At 69.2% G+C, this 16,918-nt stretch carries 15 protein-coding genes; 11 read left to right on the top strand and 4 right to left on the bottom strand.

Features of this window, described 5'->3' with window-relative positions; genetic code table 11:
* The 6 genes from MLY01S_RS09975 to MLY01S_RS09950 form a co-directional block, all read left to right on the top strand.
* A partial coding sequence (locus MLY01S_RS09975) for a 30S ribosomal protein S6 (RefSeq protein WP_174520654.1) occupies positions 1-156 on the top strand: 156 nt, incomplete at its 5' end.
* Between the two features lie 95 nt (positions 157-251).
* Entirely contained in the window at positions 252-851 is a 600-nt protein-coding gene (locus MLY01S_RS09970) for a single-stranded DNA-binding protein (protein ID WP_067191665.1), read from the top strand.
* 207 nt (positions 852-1,058) lie between these two features.
* Positions 1,059-1,298: a 30S ribosomal protein S18 gene (gene rpsR, locus MLY01S_RS09965; RefSeq protein WP_067191663.1), complete on the top strand. Its 240-nt coding sequence runs from the start codon at positions 1,059-1,061 to the stop codon at positions 1,296-1,298.
* A gap of 30 nt (positions 1,299-1,328) precedes the next feature.
* Positions 1,329-1,793, top strand: coding sequence for a 50S ribosomal protein L9 (gene rplI / locus MLY01S_RS09960; protein WP_067191662.1), 465 nt, complete (start codon positions 1,329-1,331; stop codon positions 1,791-1,793).
* A gap of 471 nt (positions 1,794-2,264) precedes the next feature.
* Positions 2,265-3,470 (top strand): MFS transporter, encoded by a 1,206-nt coding sequence (locus MLY01S_RS09955; protein WP_067191660.1) that lies wholly within the window; start codon positions 2,265-2,267, stop codon positions 3,468-3,470.
* Positions 3,471-3,697: 227 nt separating this feature from the next.
* On the top strand, positions 3,698-5,149 hold the full coding sequence (locus MLY01S_RS09950) for an NAD(P)/FAD-dependent oxidoreductase (RefSeq protein WP_067191658.1): 1,452 nt from the start codon (positions 3,698-3,700) through the stop codon (positions 5,147-5,149).
* Positions 5,150-5,476: 327 nt separating this feature from the next.
* Here MLY01S_RS09950 and MLY01S_RS09945 read toward each other — a convergent pair whose 3' ends face one another.
* The 3 genes from MLY01S_RS09945 to MLY01S_RS09935 form a co-directional block, all read right to left on the bottom strand.
* The gene (locus MLY01S_RS09945) at positions 5,477-5,698 is read right to left on the bottom strand and encodes a hypothetical protein (RefSeq protein WP_067191656.1); all 222 of its coding nucleotides are present in this window, start codon (positions 5,696-5,698) and stop codon (positions 5,477-5,479) included.
* 159 nt (positions 5,699-5,857) lie between these two features.
* The gene (locus tag MLY01S_RS09940) at positions 5,858-6,940 is read right to left on the bottom strand and encodes a succinylglutamate desuccinylase/aspartoacylase family protein (protein ID WP_245232167.1); all 1,083 of its coding nucleotides are present in this window, start codon (positions 6,938-6,940) and stop codon (positions 5,858-5,860) included.
* Positions 6,937-7,437 (bottom strand): ATP-dependent zinc protease family protein, encoded by a 501-nt coding sequence (locus MLY01S_RS09935; protein WP_174520653.1) that lies wholly within the window; start codon positions 7,435-7,437, stop codon positions 6,937-6,939. Before MLY01S_RS09935 ends, MLY01S_RS09940 begins: the two co-directional genes overlap by 4 nt.
* Before the next feature lie 27 nt (positions 7,438-7,464).
* Here MLY01S_RS09935 and rimK point away from each other — a divergent pair, with 27 nt between their 5' ends.
* From rimK to MLY01S_RS09915, 4 genes are all read left to right on the top strand, one after another.
* Positions 7,465-8,688, top strand: coding sequence for a 30S ribosomal protein S6--L-glutamate ligase (gene rimK / locus MLY01S_RS09930; protein WP_067191655.1), 1,224 nt, complete (start codon positions 7,465-7,467; stop codon positions 8,686-8,688).
* Between the two features lie 107 nt (positions 8,689-8,795).
* Entirely contained in the window at positions 8,796-10,793 is a 1,998-nt protein-coding gene (locus MLY01S_RS09925) for a choline/carnitine O-acyltransferase (protein WP_067191653.1), read from the top strand.
* A gap of 605 nt (positions 10,794-11,398) precedes the next feature.
* Positions 11,399-12,793, top strand: a complete 1,395-nt coding sequence (gene dnaB, locus MLY01S_RS09920) for a replicative DNA helicase (protein ID WP_067191651.1) — start codon at positions 11,399-11,401, stop codon at positions 12,791-12,793.
* A 153-nt stretch (positions 12,794-12,946) separates the two neighbouring features.
* Complete coding sequence (locus tag MLY01S_RS09915; protein ID WP_082740093.1) at positions 12,947-14,659, top strand: ATP-binding protein; 1,713 nt, start codon at positions 12,947-12,949, stop codon at positions 14,657-14,659.
* Positions 14,660-15,054: 395 nt separating this feature from the next.
* On the opposite strand, the gene MLY01S_RS09910 is transcribed toward MLY01S_RS09915, so the two are convergent.
* Positions 15,055-15,387, bottom strand: coding sequence for a transposase (locus MLY01S_RS09910; RefSeq protein ID WP_067191647.1), 333 nt, complete (start codon positions 15,385-15,387; stop codon positions 15,055-15,057).
* A 266-nt stretch (positions 15,388-15,653) separates the two neighbouring features.
* Here MLY01S_RS09910 and cas7g point away from each other — a divergent pair, with 266 nt between their 5' ends.
* Positions 15,654-16,898: a type I-G CRISPR-associated RAMP protein Csb1/Cas7g gene (gene cas7g / locus MLY01S_RS09905; RefSeq protein WP_067191645.1), complete on the top strand. Its 1,245-nt coding sequence runs from the start codon at positions 15,654-15,656 to the stop codon at positions 16,896-16,898.
* Positions 16,899-16,918 lie beyond the last annotated feature (20 nt).

Raw genomic sequence — 16,918 nt, 5'->3', positions numbered from 1 at the left:
GAGATCCAGAAGAAGTCCGAGGCCATCTACGTGGTCATCAACTTCACCTCGGAGCCGGCCACCGCCCAGGAGATCGACCGACTGCTGTCGCTCAACGAGACCATCCTGCGCACCAAGATCATCCGCCCGGAGGAGCAGCGGGTCGCCGCCGAGTGATCCACCGCGTCCGGGTGACCTGAGAGCATCGGACACACACCCCGGTCCCCGGGACCGGAATCGACGCTGATCCATCTGCGAACACAGGAGTGACCATGGCCGGAGACACCATCATCACCGTGGTCGGCAACCTGACTGCCGACCCAGAGCTGCGCTTCACCCCGAACGGTGCCGCCGTCGCCAACTTCACCGTTGCCTCGACGCCGCGCACGTTCGACCGCCAGACGAACGAGTGGAAGGACGGGGAGACCCTGTTCCTGCGCTGCTCGATCTGGCGTGAGGCCGCGGAGAATGTGGCGGAGTCCCTGACCAAGGGCATGCGCGTCGTCGCGCAGGGCCGCCTGAAGGCTCGCTCCTACCAGGACCGTGAGGGCAACAACCGCACTTCCTGGGAGATGGACGTGGACGAGGTCGGCCCGTCGCTGCGCTACGCCACCGCCAAGGTGACCCGTTCGCAGCGCGGTGGCGGCGGAGGTGGCGGCTTCGGCGGCCAGCAGGGCGGCGGCGACTTCGGTGGCGGCCAGTCTGCAGGCGGCTTCGGCGGCAACTCCGGCGGCTTCGGCGGCGGCCCTTCGCAGGGCGGCGGCTGGGGCGGCCAGCAGGGCGGTGGCAACGCCGCCCCGCAGGACCCGTGGTCCGGCGCCGGCGGCGGTGGAGGCTGGGATACCCCGTCCTCCAACGAGCCCCCGTTCTGATCCGCGGCGCCCGGTGTGGGCGCATCCTCTCAGGGCATCTGACCGTCCGGGCTTCCGAGCCCGGAGGCCGGCACTGAACCGCCGGCCCCATTCTCCGCCTCGCGGCGCCGCTGCGAGGCACCCCCGCCGCCGGTCCGTGACACGGCCGGAGGCGTTCCATCCCGCAGAACCGTTCTGCGGGCTCCACCAGACACAAGGAGCACCACGATGGCAAAGGCTGACATCCGTAAGCCCAAACCGAAGTCCAACCCGCTGAAGGCCGCCGGCGTCACTGTCGTCGACTACAAGGACGTCGCCCTCCTGCGCAAGTTCATCTCCGACCGCGGCAAGATCCGCGCTCGCCGCGTGACCGGCGTGACCGTCCAGGAGCAGCGCAAGATCGCCCAGGCCATCAAGAACGCCCGTGAGGTCGCCCTGCTTCCTTACGCCGGCGCCGGCCGCGGCTGATCGAGCGAGTCGAGAGAGGAAGTACACCAGATGGCAAAGCTCATCCTGACCCACGAGGTGACTGGTCTCGGCGCTGCCGGTGACGTGGTCGAGGTCAAGAACGGTTACGCCCGCAACTACCTGCTCCCGCGCGGTTTCGCCACCGTGTGGACCAAGGGCGGGCAGAAGCAGGTCGAGCAGATCAAGGCCGCCCGCGCCGCCCGCGCCGTGGCGAACCTTGAGGAGGCCCAGGCCCTGGCCGCCAAGCTGCAGGAGACCACCGTGCAGCTCGAGCGCACCGCCGGTGCCGAGGGTCGCCTGTTCGGCGCCGTGAAGCAGGCCGACATCGCCGAGGCCATCGAGGCCGCCGGCATCGGCTCCGTGGACAAGCGCTCCATCACCATCCCGCAGGCCATCAAGGCCGTGGGCCACCACCAGGCCCAGGTCCGCCTGCACGAGGACGTCGTCGCCGACGTCGAGGTGCAGGTCCTGGCCGCCAAGACGAAGAAGAAGTGAGACCCACTCCTGATTCGTCACCGGTGATGTGACCGTCGTCGGGGGACCCCGGCATGCACCGCAGGGTGCGTGCCGGGGTCCTCTGCTGTCTCGGGGGGCGGTGCTGTTCCCGGGGACCTGCGTAGTCGCCGGGGACCTGCGTAGTCTCCGTGGGCCGACGCGGCCCCGTCAGGCTCGCCAACTGGTGAGGACTCACCCTCTCAAGCGCCGAAGACCGGGGGTCAGACGGTGTGTCCTCACCAGTAGGCGAGGGCGCTGTGGGGTGTTCACCTGGCGACTCGGACGGGCACCCGGCTGCCTGCAGGGCGCAGAATGCTTTCGGCACCCGGCACCCGGCACCCGGCACCCGGCACCCGGCACCCGAGCACCCGGCACCCGGGACCTGAGCGCCCGGGGCTCGAGCGCCCGTCGAGCACCCGGCACACCGTCGAGCCCGCCGCCACCCCGTCGAGCATCGAGAGGAGACGACCCATGACCGCACCCGGCACCCGAGCGCCCGCGGCCTCCCGGCCGCCGCTGTGGACCCGTGACTTCGTTCTGGTCTCGGTGGGCTACCTGTTCGTCTCGATGATCTTCTACCTGCTGATGACGTCGATGGCGCTCTACGCGGTGGAGCGGTTCGGCGCCTCAGACACGGTGGCGGGCGTGGTGACCGGCTCCTTCGTGCTCGGTGCGGTGGTCACCCGCCTGGTCACGCCGCCGTCCATGGAGGCCTGGGGGCGCCGCCGCACCATGGTGGTGGCGATGGTCCTGTACGTCCTGTCCTCGGCCGCCTACCTGGTGGCCTCCTCGGTCCCGCTGCTGATCGCGGTCCGGTTCGTGCAGGGCATGTGCTTCGGCGCCGGCGCCACGGTGCTGGCCACCGCGGTGCAGTCGATCATCCCGCCGTCCCGCCGCTCGGAGGGGACCGGCTGGTTCTCCACGGCCATGACGGTCTCGAGCGCCATCGGGCCCATGACGGCGATCCTGGTGATCAGCCGCTTCGGCTACGAGTGGCTGTTCGTCACGGCCACGCTCATCACGCTCGGCGCCCTGGTCTGCGCGCTGGCGCTGCGCCGCATCCCGGAGCCGACGCCCACCGGCCGGTTCCGACTGACCCGCGCGGGGATCTTCGCCTCCGAGGCCGCCCCGATCGCGGTGATCACGGCGGCCGCGGGCATGCTCTACGGCGGCGGCGTGCTCGCGTTCCTGGCCGGCTACGCACGGGATCACGGCATCGGCGCGACAGCCACCAGCGTGTTCTTCCTGCTCTTCGCGCTGGGCACCCTCGTCGGCCGCTTCGTGCTGGGCCCACTGCAGGACCGCCGGGGCGACGATGTCCTCGCCTACCCCGTGCTCATCGCCTACGCGGTGTCCTTCGTCCTGCTCTCCCAGTGGCACACGGCCACGGGGCTGCTGGTGTGCGGGTTCCTGTTCGGCCTCAGCCACGGCCCGCTGATCAGCGGCTTCCAGACCATCGCGGTGCAGGCGGTGCCGCCGCAGAAGTTCGGTGTGGCCACGGGCACCTACTTCCTGCTGCTGGACATCGCCACGGGCCTGGGGCCGATCATCGTGGGCGTGGCCGGCGCAGCCATCGGGCTGAGCTCCGCCTACCTGCTCTCCGGCGCCGTCATGGCGCTGCTGACGGCGTACTACTGGTTCGTCCACGGCCGCCACACGGCCTCCCGAGCCGCCTGACCACGGACCGCCGCCGGCTCTTCGGAAGGCGGCAGCGCGCCGTCGTCGTGCCCCCGCCTTCCTTCCCGACGACGGCTCCTCGCCTCCGCCTGTCCGCGGAGACTCCGGCGCCCGAGGGGTTTCGTCTGCGCGGCCGATCGCCCCATGATGGCGGACAGGGCGCCGCCCCGACGGCGGCGCACCGGCGCGCAGGCCACACCCGAGGCCCGTGCGGAAGGAGGACAGCCATGGCTGCCGATGAGACCACCCAGAACGCCCCGCTGCTGGACCCGACCGGGTCGCCGATCGCGTCCCCGTCCATGGAGGAGAGCTACGACCACGTGATCGTGGGCGGCGGCATGGCCGCGGTGAAGGCCGTGGAGGGCATCCGCGAGGTGTCCCCGGAGGCCACGGTGGCCGTGGTGAGCGAGGACGTCTCGGCGCCGGTCTACCGCCCGGACCTGTCCAAGAGGCTGTGGGCGGAGGACGAGGCGAGCGTGCAGGACTCGGTCCTGGTCACCACGGATGAGAAGGAACCGGCCGCCCCGGGTCTGAACACCCGCTACCTGCTGGGCGTGGAGGTCTCGGACCTGGACCCGGAGGCGCACACCCTGGTGATCGCCGGCAAGACCGTCTCCTACGGCTCGCTGCTGCTGGCGACCGGCTCCGAGCCGATCACCGGTCAGACGCAGGTGGGCGCTCGCGTGCACACCTACCGCACCGCCTCGGACTTCCGCCGGCTGCACGGCGCGGTGTCCAAGTCGGACCGCGTGGTGGTGGTGGGCGGCGGCTACATCGGCACCGAGCTCGCCGCGGCCCTGACCGGCGTGGGCGCGCAGGTGACCCTGGTGTCCCCGAGGCTGCCGCTGCTGTCCCACATGCTCCCGGAGGAGCTCGCCGAGGCCGTGCAGAAGGACTACGAGGAGCGCGGCGTGAGGGTGGTGGAGGGCCGCTACGCCTCCGTCGCCGAGGCCGAGCAGGTGGCCGAGCCCACCGAGGAGGACATCCCGCAGGACCCGGAGCCGGCGCAGGGCGAGTCGGACGAGCCCGCCGCGGCCGAGGAGACCGGGGAGCAGGAGGAGAACCTCTCCCGCCCGTCGGACTACGGCCTGCGCGCGCCCGGCGTGCTCACGGTGACGCTGGAGGACGGCACGGAGCTGAACGCGGATCGTCTGGTCCTGGCGCTGGGCGTTCAGCCGCGCACGGAGCTCGCCGAGTTCGCCGGGATCACGGTCGAGGACGGCGTGGTGGTGGACGAGATGCTCCAGACCTCCGCGCAGGACGTCTACGCCGCCGGGGACATCGCCTCCTACCCGGACGCCCTGCTCGGCACCCGCCGTGTGGAGCACGCCGACGCCGCTGAGACCCAGGGCCTGGCCGCCGGCAGGGCGATGGCCGGCCAGGGGGAGGCCTACACGCACACCCCGTTCTTCTGGGGCGACCTGTTCGACGCCGGCTACGAGGCCATCGGGGAGATCACCACGGACCACACCACCGTGGTGGACCTGGCCGAGGACGCCTCCGGTGCGCCGGACACCTCCACGGCGGTCGTCTATTACGTGGACGGCGGCACGGTCCGCGGCGTCCTGCTCTGGAACGTCTGGGACTCGGTGCCGAAGGCCGAGGAGCTGATGAGGCAGACCAAGGACGAGCCCGTGGAGGACCCGGAGCAGCTCAAGGGCCGCATCCCGCTGGGCTGACGCCCGCGCGGGAGACCGCCGGCTTCCCGGAGAGGGGCTTCCCGACGTCGGCCATGCACCTTGCGAAGGTGAGTGGCCGGCGTCGTGGTGTCCCCGCGTGACAACTGGTGAGGACTCACCGTCACGACGCTCTGACAGCGGTCTTTGACGGTGTGTCCTCACCAGTAAGCCAGGGGAATGGGCAGCGCCCGGCAGCGCCCGCCGCAGGGCTCGGCTCGGCGCGGCGTGGTCATCGGCCGTGCCGAGGCGCCCCTGGTGAACCGAGGCGACGCGTTGGTGCACGTCGGCGAGACGGGCCCGCAGAACGGCTGAGCCTGCGGCAGGGCGTCAGGTGACGTCGGCTGGGCTTCTCTCCGCCGTCCTTCTCTGCGGGAGGAACAGTCCGCCGATCGCCACGAGCGACCCGACCACGGGCACGACGGCCGCCAGAACGAGCACTGTCCAGGACGAGACGCTCCGCTCCCGCCGCAGCCGGGCCACGGCGCAGACGAGGCCGACCGCCCAGAGCAGAAGGACGGCGATCTCGACTCCATTGGGCTCGAGGGCCACGGTGATCCCCCTCTCGTTTACCTCACCTTCTCCCGCAGGCAGGGGTGGGTCAAGCCGCCACCACGACGCCAGCCGCGCACCTTGCGAAGGTGCGTGGCCGTCGACGTGGTGTTCCCGTGCGACAACTGGTGAGTCCTCACCAGTAAGCGACTGGATTCGTCAGCCCGCGTGCGGACCGGTCTCGCCGATGTGCACGAGCGCATCACCGCGGTTCACCAGGGGCGCCTCGGCCCGCCCGATGACCACGCCGGCGCGGTCGGCCTTCACGGCGGAGACCGTCCGGCCGAAGGAGTCGTAGAGGGTGCCGATGCGCTGTCCCTCCTCCACGAGCTGGCCCAGCACCACCTCGGAGTGCAGGATGCCGTCCTTGCGGGCACGCACCCAGCCGGAGCGCCACACCACGTGCCGTTCGGGAAGGTCGGGGGCCACCGGCTCGGCCTCGTCACCCATGGCATCCACCAGGGCGGGGACGTCCACCTCGTACTCCTCGCCGCGGTCCGGGGCCGGGTCCACGCCCAGCGGCGCGAGGTCCACCATGTCCATGGCCGCCAGCACGCGGAGCACGCCGTCCACGCCGGGGGCGATCGCGTACTCGTCGAAGCGCCAGCCCTCGCCGGCCTCGTAGAGCAGCACCCGCGCCCCGGCCTCGCGGGCGGCGGCGCGCAGGGAGCCGTCCCGCAGCCGGGCGTGGTACATCACCGGGGCGTCGAAGGCCTCGGCCAGCTCGCGGGTCCGCGCGTCCTCCAGGTCGCAGCGGATCTGCGGCAGGTTCGAACGGCGGTCCGCGCCGGTGTGCAGGTCGATGCCCACCTCGCAGCGGCTGATCACCTCGGTCATCATCAGGTGCGCGATCCGTGCCGCCAGCGAGCCGCGCGCCGAGCCGGGGAAGGACCGGTTCAGGTCCCGGCGGTCCGGCAGGTAGCGGTCGCCCGCGAGCACACCGAGCACGTTGACGATCGGCACCGCGATCAGCGTGCCCCGCATCTGCTTCGGGTTCAGCGTGGACAGCACGCGGCGGATGACCTCGATGCCCACCACCTCGTCACCGTGGATCGCCGCGGACACCCACACGGTGGGCCCGTCCTCCCGGCCGTGCAGCACGTGCACCGGCAGGGTGACGTCCGCGCCGGTGATGGTGCGGGTGATCGGCAGGGACACCTCCCGCCGGTGCCCGGCGCGCACCTTCACGTTGCCGAACGCGAACGACGGACGGGGACGACGACGGCGCGTCTCCACGCTCACCGCTTGCCCCAGTTGCGGCGGCGGACGGCGCGGGGCGGGACGCCGCCGGCGTAGGAGCGGGACGAGTCCACCAGGAAGCCGCGGGCGAGGACTTCGCGGCCCACCAGCATGCGGAAGCCCATCTCGTCCCGGTCGGTGAGGGTGACCTCCGCGTCGAGGGTGCGGCCGCCCACGGTGACCGGCATGACCACCACGCGGCGGATTTCGGCGCGGCCGTTGGAGGAGCGGATGGTGCGCTCGTCCGCCACGGGCAGTTCCACGGTGACGGCGTCCCGGGCGGAGGTCTGCCAGGGGTGGACCTCGAAGCGGACCCAGAGGTGGCCCTCGCGGCGGAATTCCTGCACGTCGAAGGCGTGGAGGGCGGAGGTGCGGGCCCCGGTGTCGATCTTGGCCTTCATCCAGGGGACACCGGCGCCGGGGAGGCAGACCCATTCGCGCCATCCGACCGTGACGGCCTCGACTGACGTCTCCGGGGTGACCTGCTTAGACTCTGACACGCCCCCTATCCTGTCAGGAGATCCCTGGTGAAGCTCGCCATTCTGTCCCGGTCGCTGCGCGCCTACTCCACGCAGCGCCTGAAGTCGGCCGCCCTCGAGCGCGGCCACCAGGTGAAGGTCCTGGACACCCTCCGCTTCGGCATCGACCTGTCCACCGAGGAGCCGGACCTGCTGTTCCGAGGCCGGCCGCTGTCCTCCTATGACGCGATCCTGCCGCGCATCGGCAATTCGGTGACCTACTTTGGCACCGCCGTGGTGCGCCAGTTCGAGCAGATGGACGTGTACACCCCGAACACGGCCGCCGGGATCATGAACTCCCGGGACAAGCTGCGGGCCACCCAGATCATGTCCCGGCACGAGATCGACATGCCCGCCACCGTGTTCGTCCGCAACCGCGGCGAGGTGTCCACGGCGATCGACATGGTGGGCGGGGCGCCCGTGGTGATCAAGCTGCTGGAGGGCACCCAGGGCATCGGTGTGATCCTGGCGCCGACCAAGAAGGTGGCCGAGGCGATCATCGAGACGCTGCACGGCACTGACCAGCAGGTGCTCATCCAGCGGTTCGTGAAGGAGTCCAAGGGCAAGGACGTCCGTGCGCTCGTGGTGGGGGACCGCGTGGTGGCCGCCATGCGCCGGGTGGCCCAGGGGGACGAGTTCCGCTCCAACGTGCACCGCGGCGGCACCGTGGAGAAGGTGGACCTGTCCCCGGAGTTCGAGGAGACCGCCGTGCGCGCAGCCCACATCATGGGCCTGCGCGTGGCCGGTGTGGACATGCTCGAGGGGGAGAACGGCCCGCTGGTCATGGAGGTCAACTCCTCCCCGGGCCTTGAGGGCATCGAGCGCGCCACCAAGCTGGATGTGGCCGGTGCGATCGTGGACTACATCGCGGACCAGGCCGGGTTCCCGGACATCGACGTCCGCCAGCGTCTGGCCGTGTCCACCGGGTACGGGGTGGCCGAGATCGCCGTGAACATGGGCGCGGACATGATCGGCAAGACCATCGGCGAGTCCGGCCTCTGGGAGAAGGACATCCAGGTCCTCACCCTGCACCGCGGCACCAAGGTGTTCCCGAACCCGAGCGCGGAGAAGGAGCTGGAGGAGAACGACCGCCTCCTCTGCTTCGGCAAGCATGAGAACATGCGCTCGCTCATCCCGGCCCGCTCCAAGCGCCCCAAGCGCGTGCGCAAGCTGCCGAAGAACCCGATCATCGAGCCCGTGGTGGAGGAGGCTCCGGCGGACAAGGAGGCGTGAGGGGTCTCCTGGGGTGTGCGTCGAGTGGGCAGTTGTTCCACGGATCCGGCCGGATTCGTGGAACAACTGCCCACTCGAGTCGGCGGGGGGGCTGACAGCATGGAGCCATGACCCCTTCTGCGCATCCGCACCCTGCCCTGAAGCATCTGCCCGTGGCCGAGACCGCCCCGGTGCTGGACCGGCTCGTCCGCATGGTGGCCGCCGTGAGGCCGCAGGACGCGGGCGAGGTCCGGGCGCTCGCCGACCGTCTCCTCGCCGAGGACGGCCCCGCCTTGCGTGAGGCGCTGGTGGCCCGCGCGGAGGCCGAGGATGCGGCGGGCCGGAACTGGATGTCCGTGCCGTGGCTGCACGGGTACCTGGCGGAGCGCCGGCCGCTGCCGCTGTCCACGAACGTGGTGTTCCAGGTGGCCCTCGGCCGCGACCAGCCCGGCGGCGCTGTGGAGGACTCGTTCGAGCGGGCGGCGGACGTGATCCGGCGGGCGGCTGCGGTGCACCTGACCGAGGCCCGCGGGGAGACCGAGCCGCCGGTGGACGCGCGCGGCTCGGCCATCGACCCCGCCCAGTTCGCCTGCCTCAACGGCGGCCTGCGCGAGCCCGGTCAGGACGTGGATGCCTTCCGTGCGGCGGAGCCGGGCACGGCCCGGCGTGAGGTGGGGTTGTTCGTGCGCGGTCGGCTGTTCGCGGTGCCCCTGACCCACGACGACGGCCGCCTCCTCGGCAGGGCAGAGCTCGCCTCCGCCGTGGCGAGGGTTGCGGAGGAGGCGCGGGGCGGTGCCGGTGATGGTGGCGGCGGTGATGATGGCGCCAGCGGTGGCGTCGGCTCCTGCGGCATCGGCGGTGGCGTCGTCGGGGGCGAGCTGGCGTTCGGTGCGCTTTCCGCCCTGGGCTCGGCGCACCTGGCGGAGCTGTTGCCCGAGCTGATGCAGGACGAGCGCAACGCGGCCGTCTCTGAGCGACTGCGGCAGATGCTCTTCACGGTCAGCCTTCTGGACGGTGAGACGGGGACGGGTACAGGCACGGGCACGGGCGTGGGCGACGAGGGCAATGGTGATGGCGCGGACGGCGGGCGCGGTGCTGTGGCCGGCCAGGATGCCGCGGCGCTCCTGCAGGGCCTGACGGATCCCAGCCTGGCCTGGGTCTACCGGCCGATCTCCTACCTGCACCGGCTGACCGACGGGTGGACCGCGATGCACGTGGAGCACTCCACCGTGGACGGGGCGACGCTGGTGGAGGCGGTGCGCCGCATGCAGGAGGCTGCTGTGGAGGAGACCTCGCAGGCGGCACGCCCTGCCCCCGGCTCCGAGGCCGAGGTAAGCGGACAGGCGGGGGAGCCGGACGTCGTCGGGAAGGAGCTGGCCTGGAAGTGGCCGGAGCAGCTGCGCGAGAGGGCGACCACGCTGCTGGACGAGGCGGCGGAGCGGGCCGCCAAGCTGCGGGTGGACGTGGTGCGCACGCGGAGGCCGGACGTGCAGGCGGCCGGGATGAAGGTGAGCCTGGATGCGGTGCAGCAGCTGGTGATGGCGCTGGCGCAGCGGATCGCGTTCGGGCGGGTGCGCGGGCACTACGAGTCTGTGGACATGCGCGAGTACCAGGCCGGGCGCACCGAGTGCCTGCGGCCGGTGACGCCGGAGCTCGTCGCACTGGTGGAGGCGCTCGCCGCGGGGCCTGTGGAGGGCCGGGCGGCTGTGCAGTGGCGGGAGCTGCTCGTGGCGGCGCTGGATGCCCACCGGGACTGGGTGAAGGCCTGCAAGGCCGGCCACGGGGTGGACCGGCACCTGTTCGGGTTGAGACTGGCCGCCGAGGCTGTGCAGGAGAGGTCCGAGGCGCTGGACGAGCTGACCGGGCATCCGGCGGTGCGGCAGGCGCGGGAGGACTTCCTGTCCACCACGTCGATCGGCTCGGCCGACCAGGTGGTCCGCTACGCGTTCGTGCCCTCCGTGGAGGACGGGTTCGGGGTGGCCTACACGCCGGGGGGGGACTGGCTGGAGTTCACGGTCAGCCACTGGGCCGGCGGGGCGGCCGAGCCGGAGCGGTTCCTGGCTGCGCTGGAGCGGGCAGCGGAGCGCGTGGACGAGCTGCTGCAGGCTGTGGGCCGGGTCGCCTGAAGGGGGCTGTCAATCTGGATGTCCCCAGGTCACGGCGGCTTGTCCACACGAGTTGTCCACAGATGTGGACGTTGTGGATTGGGATGTGGATAGGGGTTTATAACACCCGGGTGAGACGGGGGTCAAACGTGATCTGAGGGCGTGTGGCCACGGCCAGGGATCTCCCAGGAAGAAATCTTTCCCCACAGGCGTGGATCAGCATCATGCCTGGTCAGAGGGAGAATAGTGAGCTCCTGTGGGTTTGCCCCACAGTCTTGTCCCCAGCGCCACGCCGCGGAATCCACACGACACGCCGCGCCGTCCACATGCTGTCCACAGGACCTGTGGAACACGCGGTTGTCGCAGGTTCCGCGCCACAGGTAGTGTCCCGTGCTATCCCCACGTCGCAGGCGGTGGGTATTGGCCGGCAGGTGACCACTACGTCGGCGTCCATCCGCCGCCCCCGTGACTGGAGGTGTCCTCCGCCGCATCGACGTCCTGCACGCCGGTGCGGCGGACTAGCGCGGCACCTGCGACGGCCGGGGGTGTCACAGAGGAATACGGGCTGGCTCGGCCGGTCCGGAGGCCGCCGTCGTGCCGCGCCGTGGGAAGGGAGAATCCGGAAGATGTCTGATGAGTACGGAGACTCCGGCGCCTACGACGACGGCGGCCGCTCCTCTGACCGCGGCGTGCTGCCGCCCCAGGACCTCGAGGCGGAGCGCTCGGTCCTCGGCGGCATGATGCTCTCCAAAGACGCCATCGCGGACGTGGTGGAGATCCTCCGGGGCCACGACTTCTACCGCCCCAGCCACGAGATGATCTACGAGGCGGTCATCGACCTCTACGGCCGTGGCGAGCCGGCCGACGCCGTCACCGTGGCGGACCTGCTGAACAAGCGCCAGGAGCTGACCCGCGCCGGTGGACCGGCGTACCTGCATGAGCTGATCCAGTCCGTGCCGACCGCCGCCAACGCGAGCTTCTACGCGGAGATCGTGGCCGAGAAGGCGGTGCTGCGGCGTCTGGTGACGGCGGGCACGAAGATCACCCAGATGGGCTACACCGGAGACGGTGAGGTCGAGGAGATCGTCAACGAGGCGCAGTCCGAGATCTACAAGGTGGCGGAGAACCGTCAGTCCGAGGACTACGTGCGGCTGTCCGAGATCATGGAGCACACGGTCGACGAGATCGAGGCCGCGGGCAACCAGGGCGAGGGCATGACCGGCGTGCCCACGGACTTCTACGACTTCGACGAGCTGACCCAGGGCCTGCACCCGGGCCAGATGATCGTGATCGCGGCCCGCCCGGCGGTCGGCAAGTCCACGCTGGCGCTGGACTTCGCGCGCGCCGCGGCACTGCACCACAACATGGCCACCGTGTTCTTCAGCCTGGAGATGGGCAAGAACGAGATCGCGATGAGGCTCTTGAGCGCGGAGGCGACGATCGCCCTGCAGGATCTGCGCAAGGGCACCATCCGGGATGACCAGTGGTCCAAGATCGCCGCGACCGTGGGCCGGCTGAACGACGCCCCGTTCTTCATCGACGACTCCCCGAACATGTCCATGATGGAGATCCGGGCGAAGTGCCGGCGCCTGAAGCAGAAGAACAACCTCAAGATGGTGGTGCTGGACTACCTGCAGCTGATGAGCTCCGGCAAGAAGGTCGAGTCCCGTCAGCAGGAGGTGGCCGAGTTCTCCCGTGCCCTGAAGCTGCTGGCCAAGGAGCTCGAGGTGCCGGTGGTCGCGCTGTCCCAGCTGAACCGTGGGTCCGAGCAACGCACGGACAAGCGGCCGCAGGTGTCCGACCTGCGTGAGTCCGGGTCGATCGAGCAGGACGCGGACATGGTGATCCTGCTGCACCGCGAGGACGTGTACGACAAGGAGTCCCCGCGCGCCGGCGAGGCGGACCTGATCGTGGCCAAGCACAGGAACGGGCCCACGAAGACCATTGTGGTGGGGTTCCAGGGGCACTACTCGAGGTTCTCGAACCTGGCCGAGGATGGCGGGGTCGGCGGGGGGTTCTGACGGAGGCACCGTGTCCGCGATGCCTCTTGGGGCCGTCACTGCGGTGGGAACCAACCTCACTGAGTAAAGTGACGCTGTCACTGAGTAAAGTGAGGTCTTCACTGTGTAAAGTGAGCCCGTCAGTCTGTAGAGTACGTGCTGATGGCTCGGTGAGTGAGTGGGGGTCTCGTGACGGCGGATGGCGGGGTGCTGCGGGATGTGGAGAGGCTGAGGCGCCAACGTTCGGATGATGCCCTCTGCGAGGCCAAAGCTGCAGGCGGAGGGTTGCCCAAGGACATCTGGGAGACGGTGAGCGCGTTCGCCAACACCCGGGGTGGACGGATTCTCCTGGGCGTGTCGGAGGCTGGAGGCTTTGTGCCGGCCGAGGGATTTGATCCCCAGCGCGTGATCGACCAGTTCGTCTCCGGCATGGGGGACGGCGGGCAGCCTCCACAGCTGACCAACCCACCGGTGTACACGATCGAGCGCGCTGAACTGGAAGGACGTCCAGTCGTCGCCGTGGACATTGCGGAGAACGACCTGGGCCGGAAGCCGTGTTGGCGGACCGCGCAGGGTATTGAGAAGGGCAGTTACAAGCGGGTGGATGACAAGGATCTCCACCTCTCCAGCGCAGAGATCTATGAGATGCGGCATGCCCTGACCCAGTCATCGGTAGACCTCTCCGCCGTGCCGCGGGCTTCTCTGAAAGATCTCGACGAGTCGCAGCTGCACGCCCTCCTGCAGCGACGTGCGAGCTCTGTGGCTCTCCGAGGCACGGTGGATCATGGAGAGCGGCTGCGGCGCCTGAACATCCTCACCGAGGACGCTTCCGTCACGCTCGCGGGGCTTTTGAGCTTGGGGGTGTATCCGCAGCAGTTCTTCCCCCGGTTGCTCGTGGATGTCACTGTGCATCCTGGACTCGCGAAGGCCACCGGAGGAGGCCGAGTTCGCTTCAGCGACCGTCAGCAGTGCGAAGGGGCTCTGCCAGAGGTGGTGCAGACGGCCGTGGCGGCGACGGCCAGACACCTGCAGCGGTATGCCACGGTCGAAGGCAGCGGGCGAACGGAGCACTTGGAGATTCCCGAAGACGTCCTTCGTGAAGCCATCGCCAACGCCGTGGTGCACCGCGAGTATGCAGACCTCTTCCAAGGTGAGCCGGTCACGGTGGACGTCTACCCGGATCGCGTGGAGATTGCGAGCCCCGGTGGACTCTGGGGAGGCAAGACCAAAGACAACCTCGACGACGGCAGGTCCATGTGCCGGAACAGGGTGCTCATGCAGATGTTGCAGCACGTGCCCCACCATGAGGCGGCGGGATTCACCGTGGAGGGCCAAGGGGGCGGAGTGCGCATGATGATGAACCAGATGACCGCTCATGCGCTCGAAGGCCCGGAGTTCACCGTGCATCCGGACCAAGTGGTGGTCACTCTGCGGCGTCATGGCGTTGAGATCCCTGCACTGCGTCAGTGGTTGCAGTCTCTCAGCAGTGAGACCCTCACTGAGCAGGAGGAGGCGATCCTCCTGATCGCCCGGCGGAACGGCGGGGTCACCGTTCCAGGCCTGAGGCAGTCTCTGGGGGCGGATTCGGATGTGCTCCGCATGGTGTTGGACGGTCTGGCGTCGAAGGGTCTGATGCGTGAGACGGGCACGGATTCCTACGCCCTGTGGGCTGAGGAGCAGGGGTTGACCGATGCTGAGCAGTCCGTTGTTGATGCGTTGGCCAGTGGACACGCCCAGGAGCTGAGTGTGCATGACGTGGCCCGTGCGACCGGGCGAGCCGTCACCTCCCTGCGACCGGTGTTGCGCGGTCTTGTTGAACGGGGTGTTGTGGTGGCGACTGCGCCCCCGACCAGCCGGAACCGTCGGTACGTCCTGCCGGACGGGTGACGCAGGAGTTGTCGAACAGGGGCCGACTCAGGTGGTCAGTGCAACACCGTCCTGGTGTTACGGCCTACTTTCAGTTCTTCGGCAACGTCTTGCGACCGGCCTCTGGCGACCATCAAGGACAGGGCACGCAGACGTCGTCTCAGGGACTCTTCTCGCGTGGATCGGGGCATGGTGAGCGGGTACTGCCTTCCTGAACGCCCAGGAAGGATCTGTTGCACTCATCGATTGAGTCCGCCGTGCACCCTCGCCACCCCGAGTGCAACGAAGACGCGGAGAGTGCTCCGCGTAGGTGCGGCCGGGTGTGACAACCGACTCTGTCAACCCATCCTCAATGAAAGCTCTCGGAGTGGCGAAGGCGCATGCCGAAGCCTACCTTCGCGATGTCTCGGCAGTGGTCACTGATCTGGGTCATCACGGTGTGGGCGGTAGGGCCGCGCTGCAAAATACGCCAAGGTGTGGCGGAGCCATTCGTTCTCGTCGCGCAGCGTGCGGTTCTCTTGGTGAAGTCGGTGTATCTCCTCAGAGCGATCAGTGCTCACACCGAGCGCCTCACTTCGGTCCAGACCGCTTCGCTTCCACCACTTCCGCAGGGTGTGAGGGGAGATCCCGCCAAGGGTTTCGCCGACCTTGGTGCAGGCGGCCAAGGCAGAGCACTGCTCTACACGGACGTGTTCCTCGATGAGCTGCAGGGCCTTCACCTTGAACTCTGGGGTGTACTTAATCGGCATGCGACTCCTTTCATCCATTGAGAGGGGCCTCCCGTCCAGGAGAGCGGGCTCCCCTCATCGAGTGCGGTGGCCTCCCCTGCTCGATAGAGCATACTGGGTTGATAGCGGTGGATGTACGAAGGAGTGCTGAATAATGAGTAGTCTTGGTGCTACCGTGGGCCTCACGGGCCTGCTGATGCACAGGTTCCCGTACAGGGCGGACGCGATAAGCGTCGTGTTCGCCGAACCGTTCCACCCAATAGCCGCGGCAACGAAAGGCTCCTCTCATGACTGACCGAACGACCCTGTCCCTCGACCATCTGCTGTCTGCTTGCGCCCCAGGTGGGAGCACGTCTCTGCTGTCTGAGACGGAGCTCGAGCCGGCGGGCGGACCGGGGGCGGTGATTGCTCCGGCTCGCGTTCTGCAGGACGGGCGCGGCGCCACGTTCGCGTTCGAGACGCGCATGGAGCGGGGGGACGACGGCGCGCAGGCGCCCGTCTGGACCGTTGTCGTCGATTCGAAGCAGTCGGTGTCCAATCGGGACGAGGATGCGATCGTGGAGGCCCGACGCGACGGTTCCACGAGGGAGGGTGCGGCCCTGCGGAAGGTGCCCTCCATTGAGGTTGCCTATGGCGGCCAGGTCGAATCCGACTTGACTCTCCCGCATCGCGCGTTCGACGCCCACATTCGTTCGGCGTCCCTGGACGGGGTGCCCGTCACCCAGTCGGACGTGTACCGGGCCCTGCGCAACGCCACACGTCACAATGCGCGCCCCCTCCTTGAAGCCGCTCCCACGTCACTGGTTCTTGGTGCGTGGGATTCCACGCGGAAGTCGCATCAGGGCCGCTATCAGACCTGCTTGACCGGCGAGGTCATCGGTGTTCTGACAGACCAGGACCACCGTCCGGACGAGCGGCGCAATCGGCGTGCCGCGGCGCGTGTGGATCCCGTCGCCGCCAGCGTCAAGCCCAGTGCGAAAGACGTCGAGGCCCTGGTGAAGGACCAGGCTGAGGAGCTCAGTGACAAGCTCCAAGCCAAGATCCTGTCGGAGGCCAAGAAGAAGGGCGACACCGGCTCCTCGATGTCCACCTTGGGCTTGGGGAACATTCCGCCCTCGCTCGGTGAGCTGGGCGGTGTGGCGTGTCGGTCCATCACCCGCCGCAGGCTTCTCTCTTTCGCTGCTCTCCGGCAGCTCCGTTTCGGGGGGACGACAGAGGCGGACGTGGCCTCCCGGGCCTTGCTCGCGGCGTATGGATTGCTGGGCATGTCTCTGTCCGACCGTGAGCTGCACCTGCGTGCGAACTGTCACCTGCGTGAGAAGGGCGAGCCTGCGGTCACTCTCGACCAGCGCTACGGAAAGTCCCTGGATCTCGCGCCGATCGACGTCGAGACGGCCGTGGAGGTGTTCGAACAGGCGCTGGCGCACGCTAAGAAGGTGGCTGGCGTCGAGTGGTCCGGTCAGACGCTCTCCCTCGTTGGCAATCCGATCATCCTCGGTGCTGCAACGAGTGACGACGCGGATGAGGCCTGAGCATGGCGACCCTCGCGATC

The sequence above is a fragment of the Micrococcus lylae NBRC 15355 genome, from assembly GCF_001570885.1.
Classification (GTDB): Bacteria; Actinomycetota; Actinomycetes; order Actinomycetales; family Micrococcaceae; genus Micrococcus; species Micrococcus lylae.
This window is presented reverse-complemented; position numbering and strand designations above follow the sequence as displayed.

What these genes read in the sequence shown, in the direction of transcription:
- MLY01S_RS09970 (WP_067191665.1), top strand. Translation starts at nt 252, where the DNA reads ATGGCCGGAGACACCATCATCACCGTGGTCGGCAACCTGACTGCCGAC.
- rpsR (WP_067191663.1), top strand. Translation starts at nt 1,059, where the DNA reads ATGGCAAAGGCTGACATCCGTAAGCCCAAACCGAAGTCCAACCCGCTG.
- rplI (WP_067191662.1), top strand. Translation starts at nt 1,329, where the DNA reads ATGGCAAAGCTCATCCTGACCCACGAGGTGACTGGTCTCGGCGCTGCC.
- MLY01S_RS09955 (WP_067191660.1), top strand. Translation starts at nt 2,265, where the DNA reads ATGACCGCACCCGGCACCCGAGCGCCCGCGGCCTCCCGGCCGCCGCTG.
- MLY01S_RS09950 (WP_067191658.1), top strand. Translation starts at nt 3,698, where the DNA reads ATGGCTGCCGATGAGACCACCCAGAACGCCCCGCTGCTGGACCCGACC.
- MLY01S_RS09925 (WP_067191653.1), top strand. Translation starts at nt 8,796, where the DNA reads ATGACCCCTTCTGCGCATCCGCACCCTGCCCTGAAGCATCTGCCCGTG.
- dnaB (WP_067191651.1), top strand. Translation starts at nt 11,399, where the DNA reads ATGTCTGATGAGTACGGAGACTCCGGCGCCTACGACGACGGCGGCCGC.
- MLY01S_RS09910 (WP_067191647.1), bottom strand. Translation starts at nt 15,387, where the DNA reads ATGCCGATTAAGTACACCCCAGAGTTCAAGGTGAAGGCCCTGCAGCTC.
- cas7g (WP_067191645.1), top strand. Translation starts at nt 15,654, where the DNA reads ATGACTGACCGAACGACCCTGTCCCTCGACCATCTGCTGTCTGCTTGC.